The organism is Streptomyces sp. NPDC043861 (genome assembly GCF_056435905.1).
Map to the genome: position 1 here is coordinate 243,337 of NZ_JBWKDP010000006.1, position 20,350 is coordinate 263,686.

Annotated in this window: 20 protein-coding genes and 3 tRNA genes; 10 read left to right on the forward strand and 13 right to left on the reverse strand. The window is 70.0% G+C overall.

The window, feature by feature from the left end:
- Nucleotides 1-34: 34 nt before the first annotated feature.
- The 7 genes from AC068D_RS16895 to AC068D_RS16925 all read right to left on the reverse strand — a co-directional run bounded on the left by AC068D_RS16895 (nucleotide 35) and on the right by AC068D_RS16925 (nucleotide 3,830).
- The gene (locus AC068D_RS16895) at nucleotides 35-1,477 is read right to left on the reverse strand and encodes a DHA2 family efflux MFS transporter permease subunit (RefSeq protein ID WP_478823779.1); all 1,443 of its coding nucleotides are present in this window, start codon (nucleotides 1,475-1,477) and stop codon (nucleotides 35-37) included.
- Nucleotides 1,478-1,580: 103 nt separating this feature from the next.
- Entirely contained in the window at nucleotides 1,581-2,150 is a 570-nt protein-coding gene (locus AC068D_RS16900) for a TetR/AcrR family transcriptional regulator (RefSeq protein ID WP_478823780.1), read from the reverse strand.
- A 207-nt stretch (nucleotides 2,151-2,357) separates the two neighbouring features.
- Complete coding sequence (locus AC068D_RS16905; protein ID WP_478823781.1) at nucleotides 2,358-2,786, reverse strand: MaoC family dehydratase; 429 nt, start codon at nucleotides 2,784-2,786, stop codon at nucleotides 2,358-2,360.
- Complete coding sequence (locus AC068D_RS16910; protein ID WP_478823782.1) at nucleotides 2,786-3,238, reverse strand: FAS1-like dehydratase domain-containing protein; 453 nt, start codon at nucleotides 3,236-3,238, stop codon at nucleotides 2,786-2,788. Before AC068D_RS16910 ends, AC068D_RS16905 begins: the two co-directional genes overlap by 1 nt.
- Nucleotides 3,239-3,383: 145 nt before the next feature.
- A complete protein-coding gene (rpmG, locus tag AC068D_RS16915; protein WP_003948671.1) occupies nucleotides 3,384-3,548 on the reverse strand; it encodes a 50S ribosomal protein L33 in 165 nt (54 codons plus the stop codon).
- An 88-nt stretch (nucleotides 3,549-3,636) separates the two neighbouring features.
- Nucleotides 3,637-3,709: transfer RNA gene (locus AC068D_RS16920), tRNA-Met, on the reverse strand.
- Nucleotides 3,710-3,757: 48 nt separating this feature from the next.
- Nucleotides 3,758-3,830, reverse strand: a tRNA-Thr gene (locus AC068D_RS16925).
- 310 nt (nucleotides 3,831-4,140) lie between these two features.
- On the opposite strand from AC068D_RS16925, the gene AC068D_RS16930 reads away from it, so the two are divergent.
- From AC068D_RS16930 to AC068D_RS16945, 4 genes are all read left to right on the forward strand, one after another.
- A complete protein-coding gene (locus tag AC068D_RS16930) occupies nucleotides 4,141-5,388 on the forward strand; it encodes an amidohydrolase family protein (RefSeq protein WP_478823783.1) in 1,248 nt (415 codons plus the stop codon).
- A 244-nt stretch (nucleotides 5,389-5,632) separates the two neighbouring features.
- Nucleotides 5,633-6,286, forward strand: a complete 654-nt coding sequence (locus AC068D_RS16935; protein WP_478823784.1) for an SDR family oxidoreductase — start codon at nucleotides 5,633-5,635, stop codon at nucleotides 6,284-6,286.
- A gap of 88 nt (nucleotides 6,287-6,374) precedes the next feature.
- On the forward strand, nucleotides 6,375-6,929 hold the full coding sequence (locus tag AC068D_RS16940; protein ID WP_478823785.1) for a GyrI-like domain-containing protein: 555 nt from the start codon (nucleotides 6,375-6,377) through the stop codon (nucleotides 6,927-6,929).
- An 891-nt stretch (nucleotides 6,930-7,820) separates the two neighbouring features.
- Nucleotides 7,821-8,516, forward strand: coding sequence for a L,D-transpeptidase (locus AC068D_RS16945; RefSeq protein ID WP_478823786.1), 696 nt, complete (start codon nucleotides 7,821-7,823; stop codon nucleotides 8,514-8,516).
- 189 nt (nucleotides 8,517-8,705) lie between these two features.
- On the opposite strand, the gene AC068D_RS16950 is transcribed toward AC068D_RS16945, so the two are convergent.
- Nucleotides 8,706-9,503, reverse strand: coding sequence for a DUF4253 domain-containing protein (locus AC068D_RS16950; RefSeq protein ID WP_478823787.1), 798 nt, complete (start codon nucleotides 9,501-9,503; stop codon nucleotides 8,706-8,708).
- An 88-nt stretch (nucleotides 9,504-9,591) separates the two neighbouring features.
- On the reverse strand, nucleotides 9,592-10,188 hold the full coding sequence (locus tag AC068D_RS16955; protein WP_478823788.1) for a dihydrofolate reductase family protein: 597 nt from the start codon (nucleotides 10,186-10,188) through the stop codon (nucleotides 9,592-9,594).
- 412 nt (nucleotides 10,189-10,600) lie between these two features.
- Here AC068D_RS16955 and AC068D_RS16960 point away from each other — a divergent pair, with 412 nt between their 5' ends.
- Together AC068D_RS16960 and AC068D_RS16965 are read left to right on the forward strand one after the other, a co-directional pair.
- Entirely contained in the window at nucleotides 10,601-11,818 is a 1,218-nt protein-coding gene (locus AC068D_RS16960; protein ID WP_478823789.1) for a cation:proton antiporter, read from the forward strand.
- 726 nt (nucleotides 11,819-12,544) lie between these two features.
- The gene (locus AC068D_RS16965; protein ID WP_478823790.1) at nucleotides 12,545-13,162 is read left to right on the forward strand and encodes a DUF3455 domain-containing protein; all 618 of its coding nucleotides are present in this window, start codon (nucleotides 12,545-12,547) and stop codon (nucleotides 13,160-13,162) included.
- Between the two features lie 239 nt (nucleotides 13,163-13,401).
- On the opposite strand, the gene AC068D_RS16970 is transcribed toward AC068D_RS16965, so the two are convergent.
- From AC068D_RS16970 to AC068D_RS16980, 3 genes are all read right to left on the reverse strand, one after another.
- On the reverse strand, nucleotides 13,402-13,824 hold the full coding sequence (locus tag AC068D_RS16970; protein WP_478823791.1) for a hypothetical protein: 423 nt from the start codon (nucleotides 13,822-13,824) through the stop codon (nucleotides 13,402-13,404).
- 756 nt (nucleotides 13,825-14,580) lie between these two features.
- Nucleotides 14,581-14,991 carry a RidA family protein gene (locus AC068D_RS16975; RefSeq protein ID WP_478823792.1) on the reverse strand — a complete coding sequence of 137 codons (411 nt, stop codon included), beginning with the start codon at nucleotides 14,989-14,991 and terminating at the stop codon, nucleotides 14,581-14,583.
- 292 nt (nucleotides 14,992-15,283) lie between these two features.
- Nucleotides 15,284-16,210 (reverse strand): dihydrodipicolinate synthase family protein, encoded by a 927-nt coding sequence (locus AC068D_RS16980; protein ID WP_478823793.1) that lies wholly within the window; start codon nucleotides 16,208-16,210, stop codon nucleotides 15,284-15,286.
- Nucleotides 16,211-16,281: 71 nt separating this feature from the next.
- Between AC068D_RS16980 and AC068D_RS16985 the strand changes: the two genes are divergently transcribed.
- Nucleotides 16,282-17,214 (forward strand): LysR family transcriptional regulator, encoded by a 933-nt coding sequence (locus AC068D_RS16985; RefSeq protein WP_478823794.1) that lies wholly within the window; start codon nucleotides 16,282-16,284, stop codon nucleotides 17,212-17,214.
- A 367-nt stretch (nucleotides 17,215-17,581) separates the two neighbouring features.
- Here the strand turns inward: AC068D_RS16985 and AC068D_RS16990 are convergent.
- Nucleotides 17,582-17,663: transfer RNA gene (locus AC068D_RS16990), tRNA-Tyr, on the reverse strand.
- 204 nt (nucleotides 17,664-17,867) lie between these two features.
- Here AC068D_RS16990 and AC068D_RS16995 point away from each other — a divergent pair.
- From AC068D_RS16995 to AC068D_RS17005, 3 genes are all read left to right on the forward strand, one after another.
- A complete protein-coding gene (locus tag AC068D_RS16995; protein WP_478823795.1) occupies nucleotides 17,868-18,356 on the forward strand; it encodes a YajQ family cyclic di-GMP-binding protein in 489 nt (162 codons plus the stop codon).
- Between the two features lie 707 nt (nucleotides 18,357-19,063).
- Complete coding sequence (locus tag AC068D_RS17000; RefSeq protein ID WP_478823796.1) at nucleotides 19,064-19,573, forward strand: methylated-DNA--[protein]-cysteine S-methyltransferase; 510 nt, start codon at nucleotides 19,064-19,066, stop codon at nucleotides 19,571-19,573.
- Entirely contained in the window at nucleotides 19,570-20,277 is a 708-nt protein-coding gene (locus tag AC068D_RS17005; RefSeq protein WP_478823797.1) for an alpha-ketoglutarate-dependent dioxygenase AlkB family protein, read from the forward strand. Before AC068D_RS17000 ends, AC068D_RS17005 begins: the two co-directional genes overlap by 4 nt.
- Nucleotides 20,278-20,350 lie beyond the last annotated feature (73 nt).

A 20,350-nucleotide genomic window follows, 5' to 3' on the forward strand; every position in this document is an offset into this window, starting at 1 on the left:
CGGGGCCGCGGACCCGATGCGCAGACGCGTGCCATCAGGCCGTCGCGAGCTCCGGCTTCCCTTCCTGCATCGCCTCGGGCGAAGGGCCCTCGGTCTTTGGCCTGCGCCCGGGTATCAGCAGCGCGGCGAGTGCGGCCGCGGCCACTGCGCCGGCCCCGATCCACAGCGCCGGGACGGTGCCGTCGGCGAAGGCGTCCGGGCTCGTGTATCCGCCCTGTGCCGCGAAGACCGCACCCAGCACCGCGACACCGAGAGCTCCGCCGACCTCGCGCAGCGCGTTGTTGGCACCGGAGGCGATGCCCTGTTCGTCCGGTCGCACGCTGGACATGACCACGCTGGCCGCCGGAGCGAAGTAGAGGGCCATACCGATGCCGCCCAGCACCAGACCGGGCAGCTGGGACACGTACGACACACCCGGCTCGAGGACCGCGGCGAAGAAGGCGAGCCCGGCCGCCTGCAGGGCGAGGCCGGTGACGATCACCGGACGGCCGCCGATCCTGTCGGACAGATAGCCGGCAATGGGGGCGACGAGCAACGGCATGCCCGTCCAGGGCAGCATCCGCAGCCCCGCCTCGGTGGGCGAGTAACCGGCCACCCCCTGGAGGAACTGGCTCAGCAGGAAGATCGACCCGAACATGCCCAGGAACATCAGGAGGCTCGCGACATTGATCCCCAGAAAGGCGCGGCTGCGGAAGAGGCGCATCGGAAGCATGGGGTTCCCGGCGACCATGCCGTGGCGTACGAACGCCAGGATCAGCAGAGTGCCGACGATCAGGCCGCCCAGGATCGGCGCGCTGGTCCACCCGTCGGCCTGGGCGTTGACCAGGGCGTAGACGATGCCGAAGAGCCCGGCGCTGACGAGGAGGGTGCCGGGCACGTCGAGCCGGGCGTCCGGGGCGGTCGACTCCTTCAGGCGCAGCCGCGCCAGCGGCAGCAGCACGAGGCCGACCGGCACATTGAGCCAGAAGATCCACTGCCAGGAGATGTGCTCCGTGAGGCTGCCGCCGATCAGCGGGCCGCTGGCCACCGCAAGGCCGGTGACGGCGCTGAAGATGCCGAGTGCGGCACCGCGCCTGGCGAGGGGAACGGCTGCCGTGAGCAGGGTCAGTGTCAGCGGCATCATCACGGCGGCGCCGACTCCCTGCACGGCGCGCGCCGCGATGAGCGAGTCGATGCCCGGAGCGAGTGCTGCCGCGGCGGAGGCTGCGGTGAAGACGGCCAGCCCGGCCATGAAGAGCCGACGGCGCCCGAAGCGGTCGCCCAGCGCAGCACCGAACATGAGCAGGACGGCGAAGGTGAGTGTGTAGGCGCTCACCGTCCACTCGAGGTCCTCCAGGCCGCCGCCGAGGTCTGCCCGGATCGAGGGCAGCGCGGTGGTGACGACGAGGTTGTCGAGGGCCGCCATGAATCCGGCGACGCTGGTGATGACGAGGGCCCAGACGGCGGAGCCGTTGCCACGGGCTGTTTGCTGATTCATCCCTCTCCCCTGCTTGGTTAGTTATTGATGACTAACTTTTTGGGCCATGGCAGGACCGGGTTCGAGCCGGACGCTTCCGACCGGAACCCCTGCTCCTGCCGGACTACGACTCCTGCACGCCGGGGCGCCGGGCGGAGGCGTAGAAGCCCTCCCAGACCCGGTGGCCGGCCGGGAAGCCCATGGAGACAAGCGTGTTGATGAGCATCCCGTACGCCATGAACTGGGTGGTCTCGTGGACGTCCGCACCGAGAGGCAGATGGGCCGCCTCCCAGAGCTCCAGCCACGCGGCGCGTACCGTTGCGCCGAATTCACGGTCACCGGCCGCCTCTGCGGCGGCCACGGCGACATAGGTCTGCATCTGCATCAGCAGCCGTTCGGGCTGCTGATCGATGATCCGGGTGTACGCACCGGCCATCGCGTGCAGGGCCTCGTCGCCCTCCAGCCCCCTGCTCGCCTCCTCGAACACCTGACGCATCTCCGTCATACAGCGCTCGGCGGCCGCGAGGAAGATCGCCTTCTTTCCCGGGAAGAGCCGAAAGAGGTACGGCTGGGAGACCCCCACCCGTTTGGCGATCGCCTCGGTGGACGTACCGCTGTAACCGCCGTGCGCGAACTCCGAAATCGCCGCACGGATGACGCTCTCACGCCGCTCGTCTGCACTCATCCGGACCATGGGAGCTAAGTTAGTGGCCAATCACTAACTTAGTCAACGGCGGAGTGACGGGCGGAGCGACGGCGGCCGGTGACGGGGTGAGGGCGACGGGGTGGAACAGAGCCGCCGGCAAGCGGCGGGGGACAGTCAGCGGTCGAGGGGCGCAGCGACCGGGCCGCGCCCCTCCCCCGTGCCTGCGATGGCCCGGGCACTCGCGCCAGCGGCACGTCAGGCCAGCCGTACGACCGCCCGCGACATACCCAGCACCTTCTGCCCGGCGGACAACGCCGTCAGGTCGACCCGCACCTGGTTGTCGTCGAGCTTTGCCGCGACCTTGCCGCTGACCTCGACGACCGCACCCTCGTCGTCATTGGGGACGACCACGGGCTTGGTGAACCGGACGCCGTACTCGACGACCGCTCCCGGGTCGCCCACCCAGTCGGTCACCACGCGCGCCGCCTCGGCCATGGTGAACATGCCGTGGGCGATGACGTCCGGCAGCCCGACCCCCCTGGCGAACTTCTCGTTCCAGTGGATCGGGTTGAAGTCGCCGGAAGCGCCCGCGTACTGCACCAGGGTCGCCCGGGTCACCGGGAAGCTCTGCGCCGGGAGTTCGGTGCCGACCTCCACGTCCGCGTATGCGATCTTCGCTGCCATCACGCCTCCTCGGCGCCGCGCGCCACCAGCTTGGTCCAGGCGGTCACGACGAGCTCACCGGCCTCGTCGTGCACCTCACCGCGGACGTCCAGGATGTCGTTCCCCGCCATGGACTTGATCGCCTCGATGGTCGAGGTGACCGAGAGCCGGTCCCCCGCCCGCACCGGACGGCGGTATGCGAACTTCTGGTCGCCGTGCACCACGCGGCTGTAGTCCAGGCCGAGTTGCGGGTCGGCAATGACCTCTCCCGCGGCCTTGAAAGTGATCGCGAACACAAAAGTCGGCGGGGCGATCACATCGGAGTGGCCGAGCTGCTTGGCGGCATCGGGATCGGTGTAGGCCGGATTCGCGTCGCCCACCGCCTCCGCGAACTCCCTGATCTTTTCCCGGCCGACCTCGTACGGCGGGGTGGGCGGATAGGTCCGCCCGACGAAGGACTGGTCGAGCGCCATGGACTCGGCACCTCCTGGGTCTGTTGCTTTTCTGAACACTGCCGGATGCGGGGCATCCGCCGCGCGGCGGACCACCTGCCGGATTCCGGATCAAACGACGCGAGGCCGCCCCCGTGGTGGGGACGGCCTCGTGTTCGAGCCTGATTCAGCGCGTCTCGCGGTGTGCGGTGTGCGCGTTGCAGCGAGGGCAGTGCTTCTTCATCTCAAGACGGTCCGGGTTGTTGCGCCGGTTCTTCTTGGTGATGTAGTTCCGCTCCTTGCACTCCACGCAGGCCAGCGTGATCTTCGGGCGGACGTCGGTGGCAGCCACGTGAGTGCTCCTTGACGGACGGATGGACGGATGAACGCAAAAAAGAGTAGCCGATCGAAGGACCGACCCCACAATCGGCTACTGTGTGTAGCGGTGACCGGACTTGAACCGGTGACACAGCGATTATGAGCCGCTTGCTCTACCGACTGAGCTACACCGCTTCGATGCGGGATTCACCTCGCCCGAAGGCGAGGATCTTCCAACATCAGAGCCCCAATACGGAATCGAACCGTAGACCTTCTCCTTACCATGGAGACGCTCTGCCGACTGAGCTATTGGGGCGAGCGATGAAGACATTACACGGTCGGTCGCCGTTCGCCCAAATCCGTTTACGGGCCACGTTCGGTGCCTTCGGGAGCGAACGTGCGGCACGGATGCGGCGCAGGTGGGGAGCGCCCTGTGGCAAGGATGGGAAGGGTCGCCGCCTCGGCCCCGTACGCCACTCGTGGCCACCCCGGTACGACTATTGCGCTCCTCCTCGATGCGCGCTCCGCACGCCCCTAGGCTCGACCCACGCCGGGTGATCTTGATCGTCCCGGGACCGGTCCGGGTCACGGTCCGGGCCGCTCGTCCCCCGCCACCCAGGAGCGCGATGCCCGACAGCCAGGCGCAGCCACCCGACGGCGCCACCGCCGACACCACGGCGCTGCTCCTGTGCGGCGCCCGACTCACCGACGGCCGGACCGTGGACGTCCGGCTGAGCGGCAGCCGTATCGAGGCCGTCGGCACCGCCGGAAGCCTCGCCGCGGCACCGAAGGCACATTCCGCACGCGTGGATCTCAACGGGTTCCTGCTGCTGCCCGCGCCCGCGGAACCCCATGCCCACGGCGACACGGCGCTCACCGCGCCGACGTCCGATGGGCCCGTGTCGTACGCCGTCGAGGAGGTCCAGCGGCGCGCCACCGAGGCCGCGCTGCTGCAGCTCGGTCATGGTGCGACCGCGCTGCGCTCGCACGTACGGATCGGCGATGTGCAGGGCCTCGACTCCCTGGAAGCCGTGCTGCAGGCGCGCCGTTCGCTGCGCGGGCTGGCCGAGCTGAGCACGGTCGCCATGCCGCGGCTGCTCACGGGCGTGGCCGGAGCCGACGGGCTCGCGATGCTGCGCGACGCGATGAAGATGGGGGCGTCGGTGGTGGGCGGGTGCCCGGACCTGGATCCGGATCCGACCGGCTACACGGAAGCGGTGCTCGAGGTCGCCGCGGAGCACGGCTGCCCCGTCGATCTGCACACGGACGGTGACGACCCTGCGCGCCTGGCCCGCCTCGCGGCCATGGCGGGCGGCCTGCGACCAGGGGTTTCGATCGGGCCGTGCGCGGGCCTGGCCCGGCTGCCCGCCGAGATCGCCTCCCGTACCGCGGACCATATGGCGGCGGCCGGCGTGACGGTGGTCTGTCTGCCGCAGGGGGGCTGCACGGGCGCGGAGCAGCGCGGCAGTGCCCCGGCCCGTCTGCTGCGCGCGGCCGGAGTACGGGTCGCGGCGGGCAGCGGGGCGATGCGTGACGCGGCGAACCCGGTGGGGCGCGCGGACCCGCTGGAGGCCGCGTTCCTGCTGGCCTCGCAGGACGGGCTGCGCGTCACGGAGGCGTACGGCGCGGTCAGCACGGCCGCGCGGCAGGCGATGGGGCTGCCCGAGGTGCGGGTGGAGGCGGGCTTCCCCGCCGAACTGCTCGCGGTGCGCGGCCAGGAGCTCTCGGGTGTGCTGTCCCTCGCTTACAGCAGGATCGTCGTGCACCGGGGCAGGGTGGTGGCACGGACGAGTGCGGTGCGGGAGTACTGCGACTCGGCGGCGGCCGTCGCGCTCGAACTGCCGCGCCAGGGGCGGCCGGACCCCGGACCGTGACGCCCCCGGCCGCCCGTGCCCGACCGCGCCGGACCGTCGGCCGCCGGGTGTTCGCCCCGCACCTGCCCGGCGCGCCCGTGCCCGACCCGCCCGCGTACGGCGCTCCTGCGCCCCACCCCGGTCCGTCCCGCACCCGACCGGCGCGGCCCGGGCCGTGGGCCAGGCGCGGCGGGCACGGCCCTGGTCCCACCGCCCGGGCGGGTGCCGCGAGCGGGCCGTGCGGGACCGGCGTACGGTCGTGAGCATGCGCACAGTCATCGCTGGAGGACATGGACAGATCGCGCTGCGCCTTGAGCGGCTGCTCTCGGCGGGCGGGCACGAGGTCGCCGGCATCATCCGCAACCCCGAACAGGGCGACGACCTTCGGGAGGCGGGTGCCGAGCCGGTCCTGCTGGACCTGGAGTCGGCCTCGGTGGAGCAGGTGGCGGCGGTGCTGCAGGGAGCGGACGCAGCGGTCTTCGCGGCGGGCGCGGGCCCCGGCAGCGGCACCACCCGCAAGGCAACGGTGGACCACGGTGCGGCGGTGCTCTTCACGGACGCGGCCGAACGGGCGCGGGTACGGCGGTTCATCATCGTGTCGTCGATGGGCGCCGACCCGGAGCACAAGGGGGACGACGTCTTCGACGTGTATCTGCGGGCGAAGGGCACCGCGGACGAGCATGTACGGAAGAGCAGCCTGGACTGGACGGTCCTGCGTCCCGGGATGCTGACGAACGACGCGGGGACGGGGCTGGTGCGTCTCGAGGCCAGGACCGGGCGGGGGCCCGTGCCCCGTGACGATGTCGCGGCGGTCCTGGCCGAGCTCGTGGAGACACCGGCGACAGCCGGACTGACGCTGGAACTGATCAGCGGTGCGGTGCCGGTGACGGTCGCGGTGAAGGACATTGCGGGAAACTGACGCGGGTGCAGAGGCGGGTGACCGACGGAAGTCGGCCACCGCCGGCCGCAGGGCGATGAGTTCGGGTCACGACACGGTCCTTGCTGCCATGAACGCCACAGACACCACGGTCGCCACGAATGCCACTGATGCCGTGAGGGAACAGATGCAGCCCCAACCCACTGTCGTCGAGCGCCCCGAGCAGATCTACGTGGGCGTCAGAAGGTCCGTCCGCATGGACGAATTCGCCGTCGTCGCCGACCGTCTCCCCGAGATCGTCGGCTGGCTCGCCTCCCACAACACCGCTCCGGCCGGAGCACCGTTCTTCCGCTTCTACGCCATCGACATGGAGGGCGAATCCAAGGTGGAAGCGGGCGTACCGGTCACCGTGGCGCCCGAGCCCGAGGGCGACATGATCGTGGGCGTCCTTCCGGCCGGCCGGTACGCGACCCTCCGCCATGTCGGCCACCCCGACGGCTTGTTCGACAGCATCACGCGGCTGCGCGAGTGGGCGTCGGCCGAGGGGCTGGAATGGGACCTGATCACCGACCCGGACGGTGTCGAGCGGTGGGGCTGCCGCATCGAGTCGTATCTCACGGATCCGCGCGTCGAGCCCGACATGCACAAGTGGGAGATGGAGCTGGCCTTCCGGCTGGCCGGCTGACGGATTCCACGGCGTCCTCGGCCCGGAGTGGCCCACCCACCGGTGCGGCTCGTCGACTCGGCCCGTCGGCCTTGTGAGCCGGTCCCTGCGTCAGCGCGCCGCGCGGCCGCGCCGAGCGATGCCGTCGACGGATGGTGCCGAGTTCCCGGCGGCACCGGCTCGCGCCCCGGCCGCTGCGGATTCCGGGGCCGTGCCTCGCCGGGCGACAGCCGTTGAGGCATCCGGGTCAGGACGCCGGGCGGCCGCGCCCGGGCGGCTGCCCGGCAGCAATGAGGCGTTCGTCCTGGAGATCGACGCATTCAGCGGCAGACCTCGGCCGGCACCTCGGCCACGCGTGTGCCCTTCCGTGTGCCCTTCCGCGTGTGCCCTTCCGCGGGGCGCCCCGTGGTTGCCGGGCCGTCGGGGCACTGCGGGCCACGGACGGACTCCGGGGCCGGTTCGCCCAGTTGGACCCGCCGGCCGGCTTCCACCCGGAGCCCTCCCGGCCCGGTCCGCGCCCGGGCACTCGGGCGATCGGGCGATCGGGCGATCGGGCGATCGGGCGATCGGGCAACGCCCCCGGCCTTGGCGGGCAGTCGGCCTCGTACCCCGTTCCGGCCGGCACCCATGACCGGATGACGTCCGCGGCCGACGCCGGGGTCGCCGCACCGGAGGACCTGCGGCGGGCAGCGGTCGCCGACTGCGTCCCGCCCTGCCCGCCCTCCCCGTCGGGCCGTGCCGGGCCCGGAACCACGCGCCCGGCACGGCATGCCCTGTGATCCGCGCGCCCGAACGGTCCGGACCCCCGGACCGCTGTTACGGAACCGTCTCCTTTTCCCGCGCAACTACACCGTGCCCTCCGCCGTCTACCAGGCGGAACTCGGACCACGTGTGCATAAGGAGTCGACAGCCGTGGGGGACATACGCCGACGAGGAGTCGTCGCACTCGGGATCACTGCACTGGTGGCCCCGCTCACTCTGGTCATGGGGAGCACGACCGCCCAGGCGGCCTCCTGCACCACGCAGACCGGGCCGTACCAGAAGCAGGTCGAGAAGTTCCTCGGCCGCCCGGTGGACGGCAGGCAGTCGGCAGCCGACTGCAAGGCGATCCAGGCATTCCAGACAAAGCACTCGATCAGCCCGAACGTTGGGCTGGCGGGTCCTGTGACCTGGGGCGTCATGGATCTCATGACCAAGCAGAAGGCCGTCGGAAACACGCCGAACAAGTCCGGCAAGTGCCCGACGAACAAGGGCCGCATCGCCTGCGTCGACCTGACCCTCCAGCTCAGCTGGATCCAGGACGGCACGAAGCTGGTCTACGGTCCGGTTCCGGTGCGCACCGGACGCGACGGCCACGAGACCCGTACCGGCCTGAAGAAGGTCTACTGGCGGCACATCGACCATGTGTCCAGCCTGTACAACGTGCCGATGCCGTACAGCCAGTTCTTCGACGGCGGCCAGGCCTTCCACTCGGTCGGCATCAGCGTCTGGGCGCCGCCCGGATCGCATGGTTGCGTGAACATGACCAAGACCGACGCCGCCAAGTACTGGAGCCTGCTCCGCAACGGCGACGAGGTCTTCGTCTACGGCCGCAAGCCCGGGACCTGAGACACCCACGGCCCCGACCGGGGCCGTCCGGCGAGCGCCCGGACGAGGCCAGGACCGACGGTCCAGGCCCGTTCCGGGCGCTCGTCGCACACCGGGCTCACACGACGCCGCCCGCGTCGCGGGCTCTTGGAGCCGTCGTGGGAGCGAAGACCACGCACTCCCACGGGTTCTCACGGTGCCCTGCCGGGATCAGTCCCACCACAACCGCCACTCGCGGCGTCGCATGAGCTCCCCCGGATACATGTCCCAGTCCATGCCGGGATCCTCGTAGAAGACATCCGGGCAGGTGAGGTAGTGCTCGGCCGTGAGGATTTCGGCCTGTTCGATCGACGCCGGCGGTGCGGCGACCGACACATGGAGCGTGCCATGACCGAGGCCCACGACACGCACACCGAACCGGTTCTCCCATGAGCGCAGCACCGCCCTCAACTCGGCGGCGGTCATGTGGTTCGTCATCCCGCGCCAGTTGACGGCGGCGGGCGCATCCGCGCCGCGGGCAGCCTGCACCAGCGCCAGGCATCCGGCGCTCCCATGACGGAAGAGCTCGGACGCCAGTTCCCCTGCCCACGCATCCGCATCCGAGTCCGCTCCCGCATCCGCTCCTCCCGTGAGGGCCGATCCGTCCGCCACGGCCGGCCTGAGGTCCGGGACTGCCAGGCCGGGCCACTCCTCGAACGACGGCCACGCACTGTCCGTCCACTTCCCCCGGAAGTACCCGGCCACGTCGACCTCCGCATCACGGGCGCCGTCGGCCGGCTCGAACGAGTCGTCCGGATACTCCAGCAGCAGCGGATAGAGGCCCGTGCGGTGACGGTCGGCGTACAGCCCCTTCCACCGGACCGCCGCGTCCGGCACCGGGCCGTCGCTCATCCACACCACGGGACCGGGCATGCTGCGCGGTCCCATGAACCGGCCCGGCGGCAGCCAGGCCGACAGACGGGCGAGCTCTTCCTTCGAGGCGAGCTCTTCCTTCGACATCCGGGACATGGCCCGGAACCATACGAGGCGCCTCGGACACCGGGGCCCGGGCCGGGGCACAGCAACGCCCTGCCCCCGCCGGTCCGCCCCGCCCGAACTACCCCTCGGCGACCGCGCGGTAGGTGCACACATGCACGCCCGTACCGCTGATCACGGTGGAGACCAGTTCGAGAGTGCGCAGCGCACCGTCCCCGGGGAAGATCGTCTTGCCGCCGCCGAGGATCACCGGCATGACCATGAGCCGGAGCTCGTCGACCAGGCCCTCGCCGATGAGGGTGCGCACGAGCGTGGGGCTCCCCATGACCAGCAGGTCGCCGCCGTCCGTCCCGCGCAGCTCCCGGATGCGGGCGACGGCCTCGTTGCCGGGGATGCGCGTGGTGTTGACCCACGTCAGCTCGTCGTCGCCCAGCGTCTCGGACACGACGTACTTCTGGATGGCGTTCATCCTGTCGGCGAACGGGTCGCCGGCCCGCTCGGGCCATGCCCCGGCCATTGTCTGCCAGGTACGACGCCCGAACAGCAGCGCCTCGGCCTTGGTCAGCGCGTCGTCGAAGGCTCCGCCCACCACCTCCGGATCGAAGAACGGGTGCGACCAGCCGCCATGGGCAAAGCCGCCGTCGGTGTCCTCCTCCGGTCCGCCCGGCGCCTGCACGACGCCGTCCAGGCTCATGAACTCACTGATCACGATACGCACGGGACTCGTTCCTCCTGGTTCGCTGCGGGGCCTACGTGAGAAAGACCGCCGGGCCGCGTCGAAATCATCGCTCCCAGGCGAGTCCGCTGCGACCCGGACCGCCGATCCGGGCCCCGGCCGGCCCACCGGAAGCCCGCCGCCGTCTCCGGTGCGGGCAGCGGATGCGCCGCCCACCCACGCTCCCGAGGCACCGAACTGCTCACGCACCGTGAACTTCTCGTACCCGTCGATGCGTTCGCACCAGAAGGACTTGCGACCGTCGAACACACGGGTCGACGAACCACGGAGCAGAACATCCCGGATCGGGGCAAAGCACAAACTCCTCGGCGGCGTCGAGAACGGCGGCGGGACGCCCCGGCCTAAGCTCTGTGCGCGAGGGGGGGACGGGGGCGGACCGGGAAAGCAGGGCGGAATGCTTGCCGTCGCGGTCATCGCGGGAATCGTCTTCGCCTGGTCGCTCCTGGCACACAGGCTTTCGCGATGGAGCATCACCGCACCCATCGCCATGATGGTGGCGGGCATCGCGCTGACCCGAGGCTCCAGTCCCCCTCTCCACTTCGATCTCGACACGGCCGTTTTCGAGCGCGCGGTGGAAGTCATCCTGGCCCTGCTGCTCTTCGTGGATGCCATCGAGATTCCCGGCAGAATCCTCGGTCGGGAGAAGGGCCTGGTGCTGCGCCTGCTCGCCGGCGCCCTGCCGCTCACCCTCGGCGCCGCGTTCCTGGCCGGGCTCCTCATCTTTCCCGACCGGTCGGGATGGCTGCTGGCCGTCCTGGCGACCGTTGTCGTTCCGCTGGATCTGGCCCCGACCTCGGCTGTGGTCCGTGATCACAGGATCCCGGCCAGGCTGCGCGAGGTCCTCAATGTCGAAGGGGGCCTCAACGACGGCATCGTCTCACCGGTGTTCCTCCTCTGTATCGCCGTCACCGTCGAATCGCACGGTGCGCGTGCCGACTACACCGATGCACTGCTGGAAGCGGTCGTGGCGGCCGGGTGGGCCCTGGCCAGTGGTGTGGCCATCGGCTGTGCGGGCGGCTGGCTGATGCGACAGTCGTGGTCGCACGGATGGACCCAGCCGTCGGCGATGAGACTGGGCGTGCTCGCCGTCCCGGTGGCGGCGTACACCCTCTCCAGCGCACTGGGAGGAAACGGATTCGTCGCCTCCTTCGTGGCCGGTGTCTGCTTCGCCCCGGCGATGCGGCGGCTCCCCGGGAGCGCGGTGGAGATGACCGACGATCTGGTCGCCCTGCTGACCCTCGCGCTCTGGTTCCTCTTCGGGCAGATCGTCAACGACGAGTTCTGGGACGGCTTCCAGGTATCGGTCGTCCTCTACGCGCTGCTCGCCGTCTCCCTGGTCCGTATGCTTCCGGTCCTGCTCGTGCTCACGGGGACGGGGATGAAGTCTGCGGACAAGCTGTTCCTGGGCTGGATGGGCCCAAGGGGTGTGACGTCCATCGTCTTCGGATCCCTGGCGGTCATCCAGCTCCCGGACAAGAGCGCGGATTTCATCGCCCGTGTGATGGTGATGACCGTCATGCTCAGCATCGTGCTGCACGGCTTGAGCACCGAGCCGATCAGCCGCCTGTACGGCCGGCGCAGCAAGGCCCGGCCCACCGCACCTGCCGGCTGACGTCGCCTCTGCCGACATCACCGCTTCCATTCCCCAGCGACCGTGTCGCGATGCCGTGCCGCACCGAGAAATGCGGGAAAAGCCGCCGCGCATGCGACAGGGGAAATGAACGGGGATCGCATTCAGGAGTCGGGAGCCGCCATTTCCCTCCCTTCCGGCCGTCGCCCGACGTGCGCGTGCCTCATTCTCGGTGAACAGGACGGGGAAACACACACAAGGCGGGGCCCCATGACATCAGGGCGCGATGGGAACAGGCAAGATCCATGGGCCGCAACCCGTAATTTTTCGGTTGCTCCGAGGTAGCGTTTCGTTTCTCCGGTCAAATATTTCGGGACCTTCGAGGGGCGAACCACCGGGCTGCCATCAGACCGCTCCCACCTGCAATCATCCCTGAATATTGCGCTCCAGTGCCCCGGGTGGGGCATTGCCCCGTCACCGCGTTTCGGCACCTTCCCGCAAGAGGTTCGGCAACATCTGAGTACTTGATGGACCCGGCGCGTACATCAGGCCGCAGAACAGATCCCTGCACCGGTCGAACCAACCGGAAGCAGTACCGGAATCACCATCCACTCAACTCCGGAAATGCGATTGCCTCGAGGCTCGCATCCACTCCGGACCATGAGGAGGGCGAGGCCGGGAAGTGTGCAGCACCTTCGCCCTGGAATGCATCTTTGCGCGCTTCCACGGTGCGACTGCTCGTACGTGATGACGAAATGAGGAAATGGAATGTCCAGGAAACGAACCGCCACCCGGAGAAAGAGAATCGCCTGGCTGGCCGCGGGCGCCGGCATCGTCGCGGGCGGCATCGCCGTGACGACCGGGTCCGGCTTCGCCTCCCAGGCCGGGGCAGAAGCCGACGCGCCCCGGGGCACCACCGCGGCCCAGGGCACCGTCGAGCGCACGTTCCGGGCGTCGGTGGTCTCCGGCGTCCAGATCTACGCCTGTACTCAGCAGGCGGACGGCACGTTCGCCTTCACCCAGCGCGGCGTCCGCGCGACCCTTCAGAGCGGCATCAAGCACTCGTTCGTCAACCCGGACTCCGGCCCGCCGCAGTGGATCGCCCGGGACGGCAGCGCCGTGACCGGCAAGGTCGCGAGCAAGACCCCGAACGGCCCGGACAACATCCCCGAACTGGAGCTGACCGCCACACAGTCGGGCAGGTCCACCGGCAAGCTGGCCGAGGTGGTGAAGATCCGCCGCGTGAACACCAGCGGCGGCGTGGCCCCGGCCGGACCCTGTGACGCGGCGAAGACTCCGACCACCGAGGTGCCCTACGGCGCCGTCTACGAGTTCATCAGCGTGTGCCGCCGCACGCCGACACCCACGCCTCCGGCACGCCCATGACACCCCTCTGACCCGCAGAGCACTCGGGCACTCCCCCACGAAGGGATCCCGGCCACCGTCACATCACCCAACCGGTCCCTGAGAGACGGGCGTCCGGCCGGACAACAACCGGCCGGGCGCCCTCGTCAGCTCACGGGACAGCGGGCCGACGGATCCTCGTACCTCACCGGGGCCCTGCCTCCCGGCCCACCTGACGGTTCGAGGCGTTGCCGTCGCAGTCGACCGCGGTGAACGCGGGGCTACGCCACGTCCGTCTCCGTTGCCGTGCGCCGTGCCCCGGGCGGTTTCCCGGGGCCGCGCCGACGGGCCCGTACGAAGCGCAGCAGGCGCGTGATGCCGTAGCCGAGCAGCCAGGGCAGCACCGTGATGCCCCCGACGTACACGGCCAGATAGCTGAGGAACTCGTCCAGTTGCGCCGGCGGCTCCACGGCGCCGTCCACCCGCACCGGCCGGTCCCACTGGCTCAGCGGGAAGACCATGAAGATCGCCGAGGTCACCACCGGTATCAGCGGGACCAGTACCGACCACATCCGAGGCCGCAGACCGGGCGCGGAGGCGGACCACACCCCCAGCGAGAACATGGCGAACGGCCCGAACAGCACCCACAGCACCGCCGGGTACAGCAGCAGCACCCACCACTCGTCCGAGTACCCGAACATCATCGGCGTCGCCCCCTGGTATCGCCCGCCCCTCAGGGTTTCCTCCCCCTTCGCATACCGGCGTGAACCCACCGCCGACGGGTCCGGGACAGCACCCTCGTCCCGATCCTCCGCGCGGCCGCGTACCGGAAACCTGGGCAGGCGACCAAGGTTCCCCAAGGAGGGCGACAAGCCAGCCCACGCGAAGATCTCTGCCCGGCTGAACCAGCACCGCGCCGACGCCTTGAGCCCTGTCCGGCCGTAGCCTCCGGCAGGTCTCGGAAGACCCGTCCCCATCTCGTCCAGCAGGGCCGGTGGATCCCGGGCTTCGGCGGGACACAGCAAGACAGTCCGGCCTGCACGTCCCGCGGGGCCGGAGATGTGCAGCTGAGGCCCCGCTCCTGTGCGCCGGCTGAGACTGCCTACGCCCGCTGGCGCCCTGTGCCGGATCCCAGGCGCACGCTTTCCAAGTCTGTTGGTGACCTGCTGCGGGTCGTCCGCCCTCGTTCACCTGCGTACATGCGCGGCCCCGATGACTTTGGGAGGCGCCCCGTTCCACGGACGGGTGGTGTTGATGAGTATGAGTTTGGGAGGCACCGGGTCTCTTGCCAAGGCAGCACCCGAGCACGAGCCGAGGAGCTTGCCAAGGCGGCTGGCTGAGTCTGCCGCTATGCCTCGACCGCCAGCCGCCCTGACGGGCGCTGGCGGTCTCGCCCTCGTGGTGCTCCCGTCAGGTACTTCCGGTCCAGCCAGCTCGGTCGCCGCGGTGTGTAATGGGCCTCAAGAGTCGAGCACGGCGGCTACGGCCTCGATCTCGACGAGCTGGTCCTCATAGCCGAGCACGGTGACGCCCATCAGGGTGCTGGGGACGTCATGGTCAGCGAACGAGTCCCGGACTACCTCCCAGGCAGCCACCAAATCCTCCCGCCGGGCCGATGCGACGAGAACCCTGGTACTGATGACGTCCTGGAGTGACGCGCCGGAGGCAGTGAGAGCAGCCTGCATGTTCTCGACTGCTTTCGATGCCTGACCCGCGTAGTCCCCGATCGCTGCAGTCGAACCGTCGTCGTTGAGGGGACACGCCCCTGCGAGGAAGATCAGGCGGGAGTCGGCGGGTGCCGTGGCTGCGTAGGCGTACTCGGCAACATCGGACAGGGAGGCGGAGCGGATCAGCGTGATGGCACGAGCCACGATCGTCGGGTCCTTTCCCATGGGGAGTTGAGCGCGGACATCCTGTCAATGACCCGTTGGCACCCGCCTTCCCTTTTCTCGCCACCCCCTCGGCAATGCCGTCGTTTCTGGTCGACACCCGTGGACCGGGTGATCACCAACTGACTCCGGAAACCCGCCGAGAAACGCTGTAGCCAGTGATCAACGAAGCCACCTGCTGAAGCCCACGTGGGGAGCGTGGTGGCACGGGAGCGGGCGGGCGCATTCGGCTGCATCGAAGTCCACCGGTTCCCCCGGGGACCACGGGCCCGCGTCAAGCCGCGGCCTCTTGGTGGGCTTGGTGGGTCCGAGCGGTGGCCAGGTCCGCCGCCCGCCGGACCGAATCGGCGGAGGCGGCCAGCAGCGGCAGCCGGACGGCCGGGCTGGGGATACGGCCCTGGGCGTGCAACACCCCCTTGATCACGGTCGGGTTCGGCTCGGCGAAGAGCGCGGCGGACAGCCGGGCCAGCTCAGCTCCCAGCCTGCGGGCCGGTCCGGCGGCGTCGCGATGCCACAGCGAGATCAGCTCGGAGAAGTCAGCGGTGCGGACATTGGCCGATGCCAGGATGCCTCCGCGGGCGCCCGCCGCGAGCAGCGGCGAGATGACGGCGTCATCGCCGCCGAGCACCGCGAAGCCCGGTGTCGACGAGCCGAGCAGTTCCGTGGCGGCTGCGTCGATCGCGCCGGTCGCGTACTTGACCCCGACGACCTCCGGTAGGTGCCCGAGCGCGTTCAGCGCGCTGGTGCTGAGAGGCTGACCGGTGCGGTACGGGATGTCGTAGACGACCAGCGGCAGGCCCCCGTGTTCGGCGAGTGCCGTGAAGTGCGCCAGCGTTCCCGCCTCACCGGGCCGGGTGTAGGGCGGCGCGGGAACCAGCGCCGCGGCGACGTCACCGCTCTGAGCGAGCTCCCGCAGTGTCGTGATGGCGGCGGCGGTGTCACTGGTGCCGACGCCGACGATCAGCGGAGCTCCGTGTGCCCGGCATGCGGCCGAGCAGATGCGAACCACGGCCCGCTTCTCCTCGGTGGTCAGCGTGGCCGCCTCCGCGGTGGTGCCCAGGGCAACGAGTCCGCGAGCGCCGCCGGCCGAGAGCGCCTCGTCGGCGAGGCGGGCGAGCACGTCCGGGGCGAGGCGCAGGTCGTCGGTGAACGGAGTCACCAAGGGGACAAACAGGCCGGTGAGATTCGCTTCGGTCTTCATGCGCCCAGCCTGACCGACGCAAACCCAGTAGATCCAGTTCATGTTTCTTCGCTTATGCGTAAGCTCGCCTTATGCTCGATGTCCGACGTCTCCACCTGCTTCGGGAACTGGACCGACGCGGCACTATCGCGGCCGTGGCCGAGGCGCTGACCTTCACCGCCTCGGCCGTCTCCCAGCAGCTGGGCGTGCTTGAGCGCGAGGCTGGCGTGCCCCTGCTGGAACGAAGTGGCAGACGGGTGGTGCTGACGCCCGCGGGCCGCACCCTCGTCACCCACGCCGACGCCGTTCTCGAACGTCTCGAACTGGCGGTCTCCGAACTGGCCGGGGCCCGCGAGGGCGTTGGCGGGCCGCTGCGGATCGGGACGTTTCCCTCTGGCGGCCCCGCGATCGTGCCCGCCACGCTGGCCGAACTAGCCCTGCGGCATCCCGCGCTGGAACCGATGGTGCAGGAGATCGACTCGGCGCGGGTCTCCGACGGCCTGCGCGCCGGCGAACTCGACGTGGCCCTCGTCCACGACTACGACTTCGTTCCCGCGTCACCGGACATCACGGTCGCCCAGGTGCCCCTGTTGGAGGAGCCGATGTACCTGGCCACGGGCGGGGCCACCGACAGGGCTCCCGCTACCGGTCCTGCCGCCCGCGGCAACACGCTGGCGGAGCTGCTCGGACCGTGGGCCACGTCCCCATGGATCACGGCCCGGGACGGTACGACCGGTCATGCGATGGCCGTACGCGCCTGTCAGGCGGCCGGTTTCCAGCCGCGCATCCGCCATCAAGTCAACGACTTCCGTACGGTCCTGGCGCTGGCCGCGATCGGGCAAGGTGCCGGATTCGTGCCGGAGATGGCCACCGCACACGCCCCCGAGGGTGTAGTCCTGACCCGGCTGCCCCTCTTCCGTCGCTCGAAGGTGGCCTTCCGCGCGGGCGGCGGCACACACCCGGCGATCGCAGCATTCGTGGCGGCGGCGCGAACAGCAGTGGGCGCCACGGGCGGTGCCTCCTAGTGCGTATCCCTTCGATCACGAGTGCCAGGTCCGGCCGGAGGCATCTGCCCCCAGCCGTGCTCGACCGACAGGCGGCATCTGCCGGGATCGTCGCCGGCACTGATGAACTGCGCGGTCAGCATGGGCACAGCGTGGCTGAGTGACGGACGGCGAGTGGGGCGCTCGAGCCGCTGCTGCCGGTGAGTGACAACCGGTGCGGTCGGTGGCGCGATCACCGGGTTCGGGTGCGCCCTACCCCTGGCCGAAACCCGGCCCGTGTATGGCCCGCACGCGCTGTTTTCGATTCCGATCGAAAGATCGCCCCGGAACAACGAGAAGACCCCCGTCGCCCTGCATTTCCGCAGGTCAACGGGGGTCTTACTTCGCGTGGCGGCGCCAGGATTCGAACCTGGGTAGGCTAAGCCGACGGATTTACAGTCCGCTCCCATTGGCCACTCGGGCACACCGCCATGGGTTCGCTGCTGGAGTGGCCGCTTTTCCGCGGTGCTCCGTGGCAACGACGTAAACGATACCTGATGCCCGGGGGTGCTTCGCCACCGGATTGATCAGCGCCTGGGTGGGTCAGGGGTGACTAGGCTTGCCACGGCGGTCCGGCCAGTCGGGCCGTCTGTCCACGCACCCGATTCGCCCCCGACTTCAAGGAGCCACAGCACATGGCCGACTCCAGTTTCGACATCGTCTCGAAGGTCGAGCGGCAGGAGGTCGACAACGCCCTCAACCAGGCCGCCAAGGAGATCTCGCAGCGCTACGACTTCAAGAACGTCGGCGCCTCGATCTCGTGGTCCGGCGAGAAGATCCTGATGCAGGCGAACTCCGAGGAGCGGGTCAACGCCATCCTCGACGTCTTCCAGTCCAAGCTGATCAAGCGCGGAATCTCGCTGAAGGCGCTGGATGCGGGTGAGCCGCAGCTCTCGGGCAAGGAGTACAAGATCTTCGCCTCGATCGAGGAGGGCATCTCCCAGGAGAACGCCAAGAAGGTCGCCAAGATCATCCGGGATGAGGGCCCCAAGGGCGTCAAGGCGCAGGTGCAGGGCGACGAGCTGCGCGTCAGCTCGAAGAGCCGGGACGATCTGCAGGCCGTGATCGCACTGCTCAAGGGCCAGGACTTCGACTTCGCCCTGCAGTTCGTCAATTACCGGTGACCTGCAGCACTGACCTGCACTGACCCGCACTGACCTGCACCGACTCGAAGTGATCTTCGCTGGAGGGCGCGACGACGGGCACCTTGCCGTGTGCCTTGACCACCGCGGCTCGCGTCGCGCCCTCGCCCCGCACGGTGGATGACGGGACCGTCTCGGCACTCCCCATGGCTCCCGCCGATCCGGATGCACATCTGCACGCTCCTGGAAGCAGGCCGGCGTCGGCGTCGAAGCCGGCCGGGGAAACGTTCGCGGCTCCTCAGCTCCTTCGTCCGCACCGTGGCGCGGCCTCGGACCCCGCTTCGTGCCGGGGCCGTACTGAAGGAGCGTCAGTCCCCCGCCAGTGCCTCCGCGGGACGAGGACGAACTGCAGGACGAAGGGTCACCGGACAGGCCGCCGGCGCGGAGAACGGGCCGGTCTGTTCGCACACCCTCTGCTCGGGCATCCCATGAATGTCCCCCCCACTCCTCTGCGTGGGGGAGGGATTCCCCTGGTTCCCTCGGCCACAGCGGACTTGAGCAGGTCCGGTCGAGAGATTCCACGCGGGCCGCCCGCCACGGCGCCGGGGCACATGGGACCACCGGCGTGCGGGGGTGCCGGGGCGCGGTCCGAGACCTATGCCCGTGTCCGAATACCGCCAGCCGTGACGGCTGCGGAGGACCAGACTCGTATCCGGGGCCGAGGGAAAGCACAAGGAAGGGACAGAGCCATGACGGTGTACGCGACGGTCGACAGCCCACTGGGTGAGCTGTTGCTGGTCGGCGAGGAGTCCACCACGGCACCGGGCGGGACGGCGCTCGTCTCCCTTTCCGTTGCGGGCCAGAAGGGCGCGGCGGCCGTCGAGGAAGGCTGGAGCCACGCCCCGGAGGCGTTCGAGGAGATCGTCGGGCAGCTGCGGGCGTACTTCGGCGGCAAGCTGACCTGCTTCGCGATCGAGTACGCCCAGAAGGCCGGGAGCACCGACTTCCAGCGTCGCGTGTGGCGAGCGCTTGAGGCCATTCCGTACGGGGAGACGGTGACGTACGGACAGATCGCCGAACGTGTCGGCTCGGCCGGGTCCGGGGTGCGGGCGGTCGGGACCGCGATCGGGCGGAATCCGCTGCTGATCGTGCGGCCCTGTCATCGGGTGATCGGCGCCGACGGCGCGCTGCGCGGCTATGCGGGCGGACTGGAGCGCAAGGAGCGGCTGCTCGGCCTGGAAGGCGCGCGGGTGTCGTGAGTTCCGGGCTGTTCCCGAGGGAACCGGCCGTGGTGGCGCCCGGGGCGGTGCACATCCCCGGATGGCTGTCGGTGCCACGGCAGCGGGAGCTTGTGGAGGCATGCCGGCGCTGGGCCCGTGGGCCTGTGCCGATCCGGCACACCAGACTGCCGCGCGGCGGGGTGATGTCGGTGCAGACCGTCTGCGTGGGCTGGCACTGGCAGCCCTACCGCTACACACGCACGGCCGACGACGTGAACGGCGTGCGGGTCGCGGACTTCCCGCACTGGCTCGTGCTCCTGGGACGCGCGGCGGTTGCCGAGGCATACGGGGACGACGCGGCGGGTGAGGGGGCGGGCGGCCCGGAGGCGGGCCCGGCCGGCACCGCCGTCGGCGCGCCGTACACACCGGACACCGCGCTGATCAACTTCTATGACGGCGATGCCAGGATGGGCATGCACCAGGACAAGGACGAGAGCTCCGGTGCCCCTGTGGTGTCGCTGAGCATCGGCGACACATGCGTCTTCCGCTTCGGCAACACGGAAAACCGGGGGCGGCCCTGTACGGACGTCGAGTTGGTGTCCGGGGACCTGTTCGTCTTCGGCGGGGCCTCCCGCTTCGCCTACCACGGAGTACCGAGGGTGTATCCGGGCACGGCCGATCCTGCGCTGGGCCTGACCGGGCGGCTGAACATCACCCTGCGCGAGACCGGTCTCCGGGACTGACCCGCAGCCCGGCCGGGAGACCGGTCCACGGGACTGGCCCCCAGCACGACCCGGAGACCTGCCAGGGGCCCGC

Coding starts and splice junctions, on each gene's coding strand:
- AC068D_RS16895 (WP_478823779.1), bottom strand. CDS start 1,477: ATGAATCAGCAAACAGCCCGTGGCAACGGCTCCGCCGTCTGGGCCCTC.
- AC068D_RS16900 (WP_478823780.1), bottom strand. CDS start 2,150: ATGGTCCGGATGAGTGCAGACGAGCGGCGTGAGAGCGTCATCCGTGCG.
- AC068D_RS16905 (WP_478823781.1), bottom strand. CDS start 2,786: ATGGCAGCGAAGATCGCATACGCGGACGTGGAGGTCGGCACCGAACTC.
- AC068D_RS16910 (WP_478823782.1), bottom strand. CDS start 3,238: ATGGCGCTCGACCAGTCCTTCGTCGGGCGGACCTATCCGCCCACCCCG.
- AC068D_RS16930 (WP_478823783.1), top strand. CDS start 4,141: ATGCCCGACAGCCAGGCGCAGCCACCCGACGGCGCCACCGCCGACACC.
- AC068D_RS16935 (WP_478823784.1), top strand. CDS start 5,633: ATGCGCACAGTCATCGCTGGAGGACATGGACAGATCGCGCTGCGCCTT.
- AC068D_RS16940 (WP_478823785.1), top strand. CDS start 6,375: ATGAACGCCACAGACACCACGGTCGCCACGAATGCCACTGATGCCGTG.
- AC068D_RS16950 (WP_478823787.1), bottom strand. CDS start 9,503: ATGTCCCGGATGTCGAAGGAAGAGCTCGCCTCGAAGGAAGAGCTCGCC.
- AC068D_RS16960 (WP_478823789.1), top strand. CDS start 10,601: ATGCTTGCCGTCGCGGTCATCGCGGGAATCGTCTTCGCCTGGTCGCTC.
- AC068D_RS16965 (WP_478823790.1), top strand. CDS start 12,545: ATGTCCAGGAAACGAACCGCCACCCGGAGAAAGAGAATCGCCTGGCTG.
- AC068D_RS16970 (WP_478823791.1), bottom strand. CDS start 13,824: ATGATGTTCGGGTACTCGGACGAGTGGTGGGTGCTGCTGCTGTACCCG.
- AC068D_RS16980 (WP_478823793.1), bottom strand. CDS start 16,210: ATGAAGACCGAAGCGAATCTCACCGGCCTGTTTGTCCCCTTGGTGACT.
- AC068D_RS16985 (WP_478823794.1), top strand. CDS start 16,282: ATGCTCGATGTCCGACGTCTCCACCTGCTTCGGGAACTGGACCGACGC.
- AC068D_RS16995 (WP_478823795.1), top strand. CDS start 17,868: ATGGCCGACTCCAGTTTCGACATCGTCTCGAAGGTCGAGCGGCAGGAG.
- AC068D_RS17000 (WP_478823796.1), top strand. CDS start 19,064: ATGACGGTGTACGCGACGGTCGACAGCCCACTGGGTGAGCTGTTGCTG.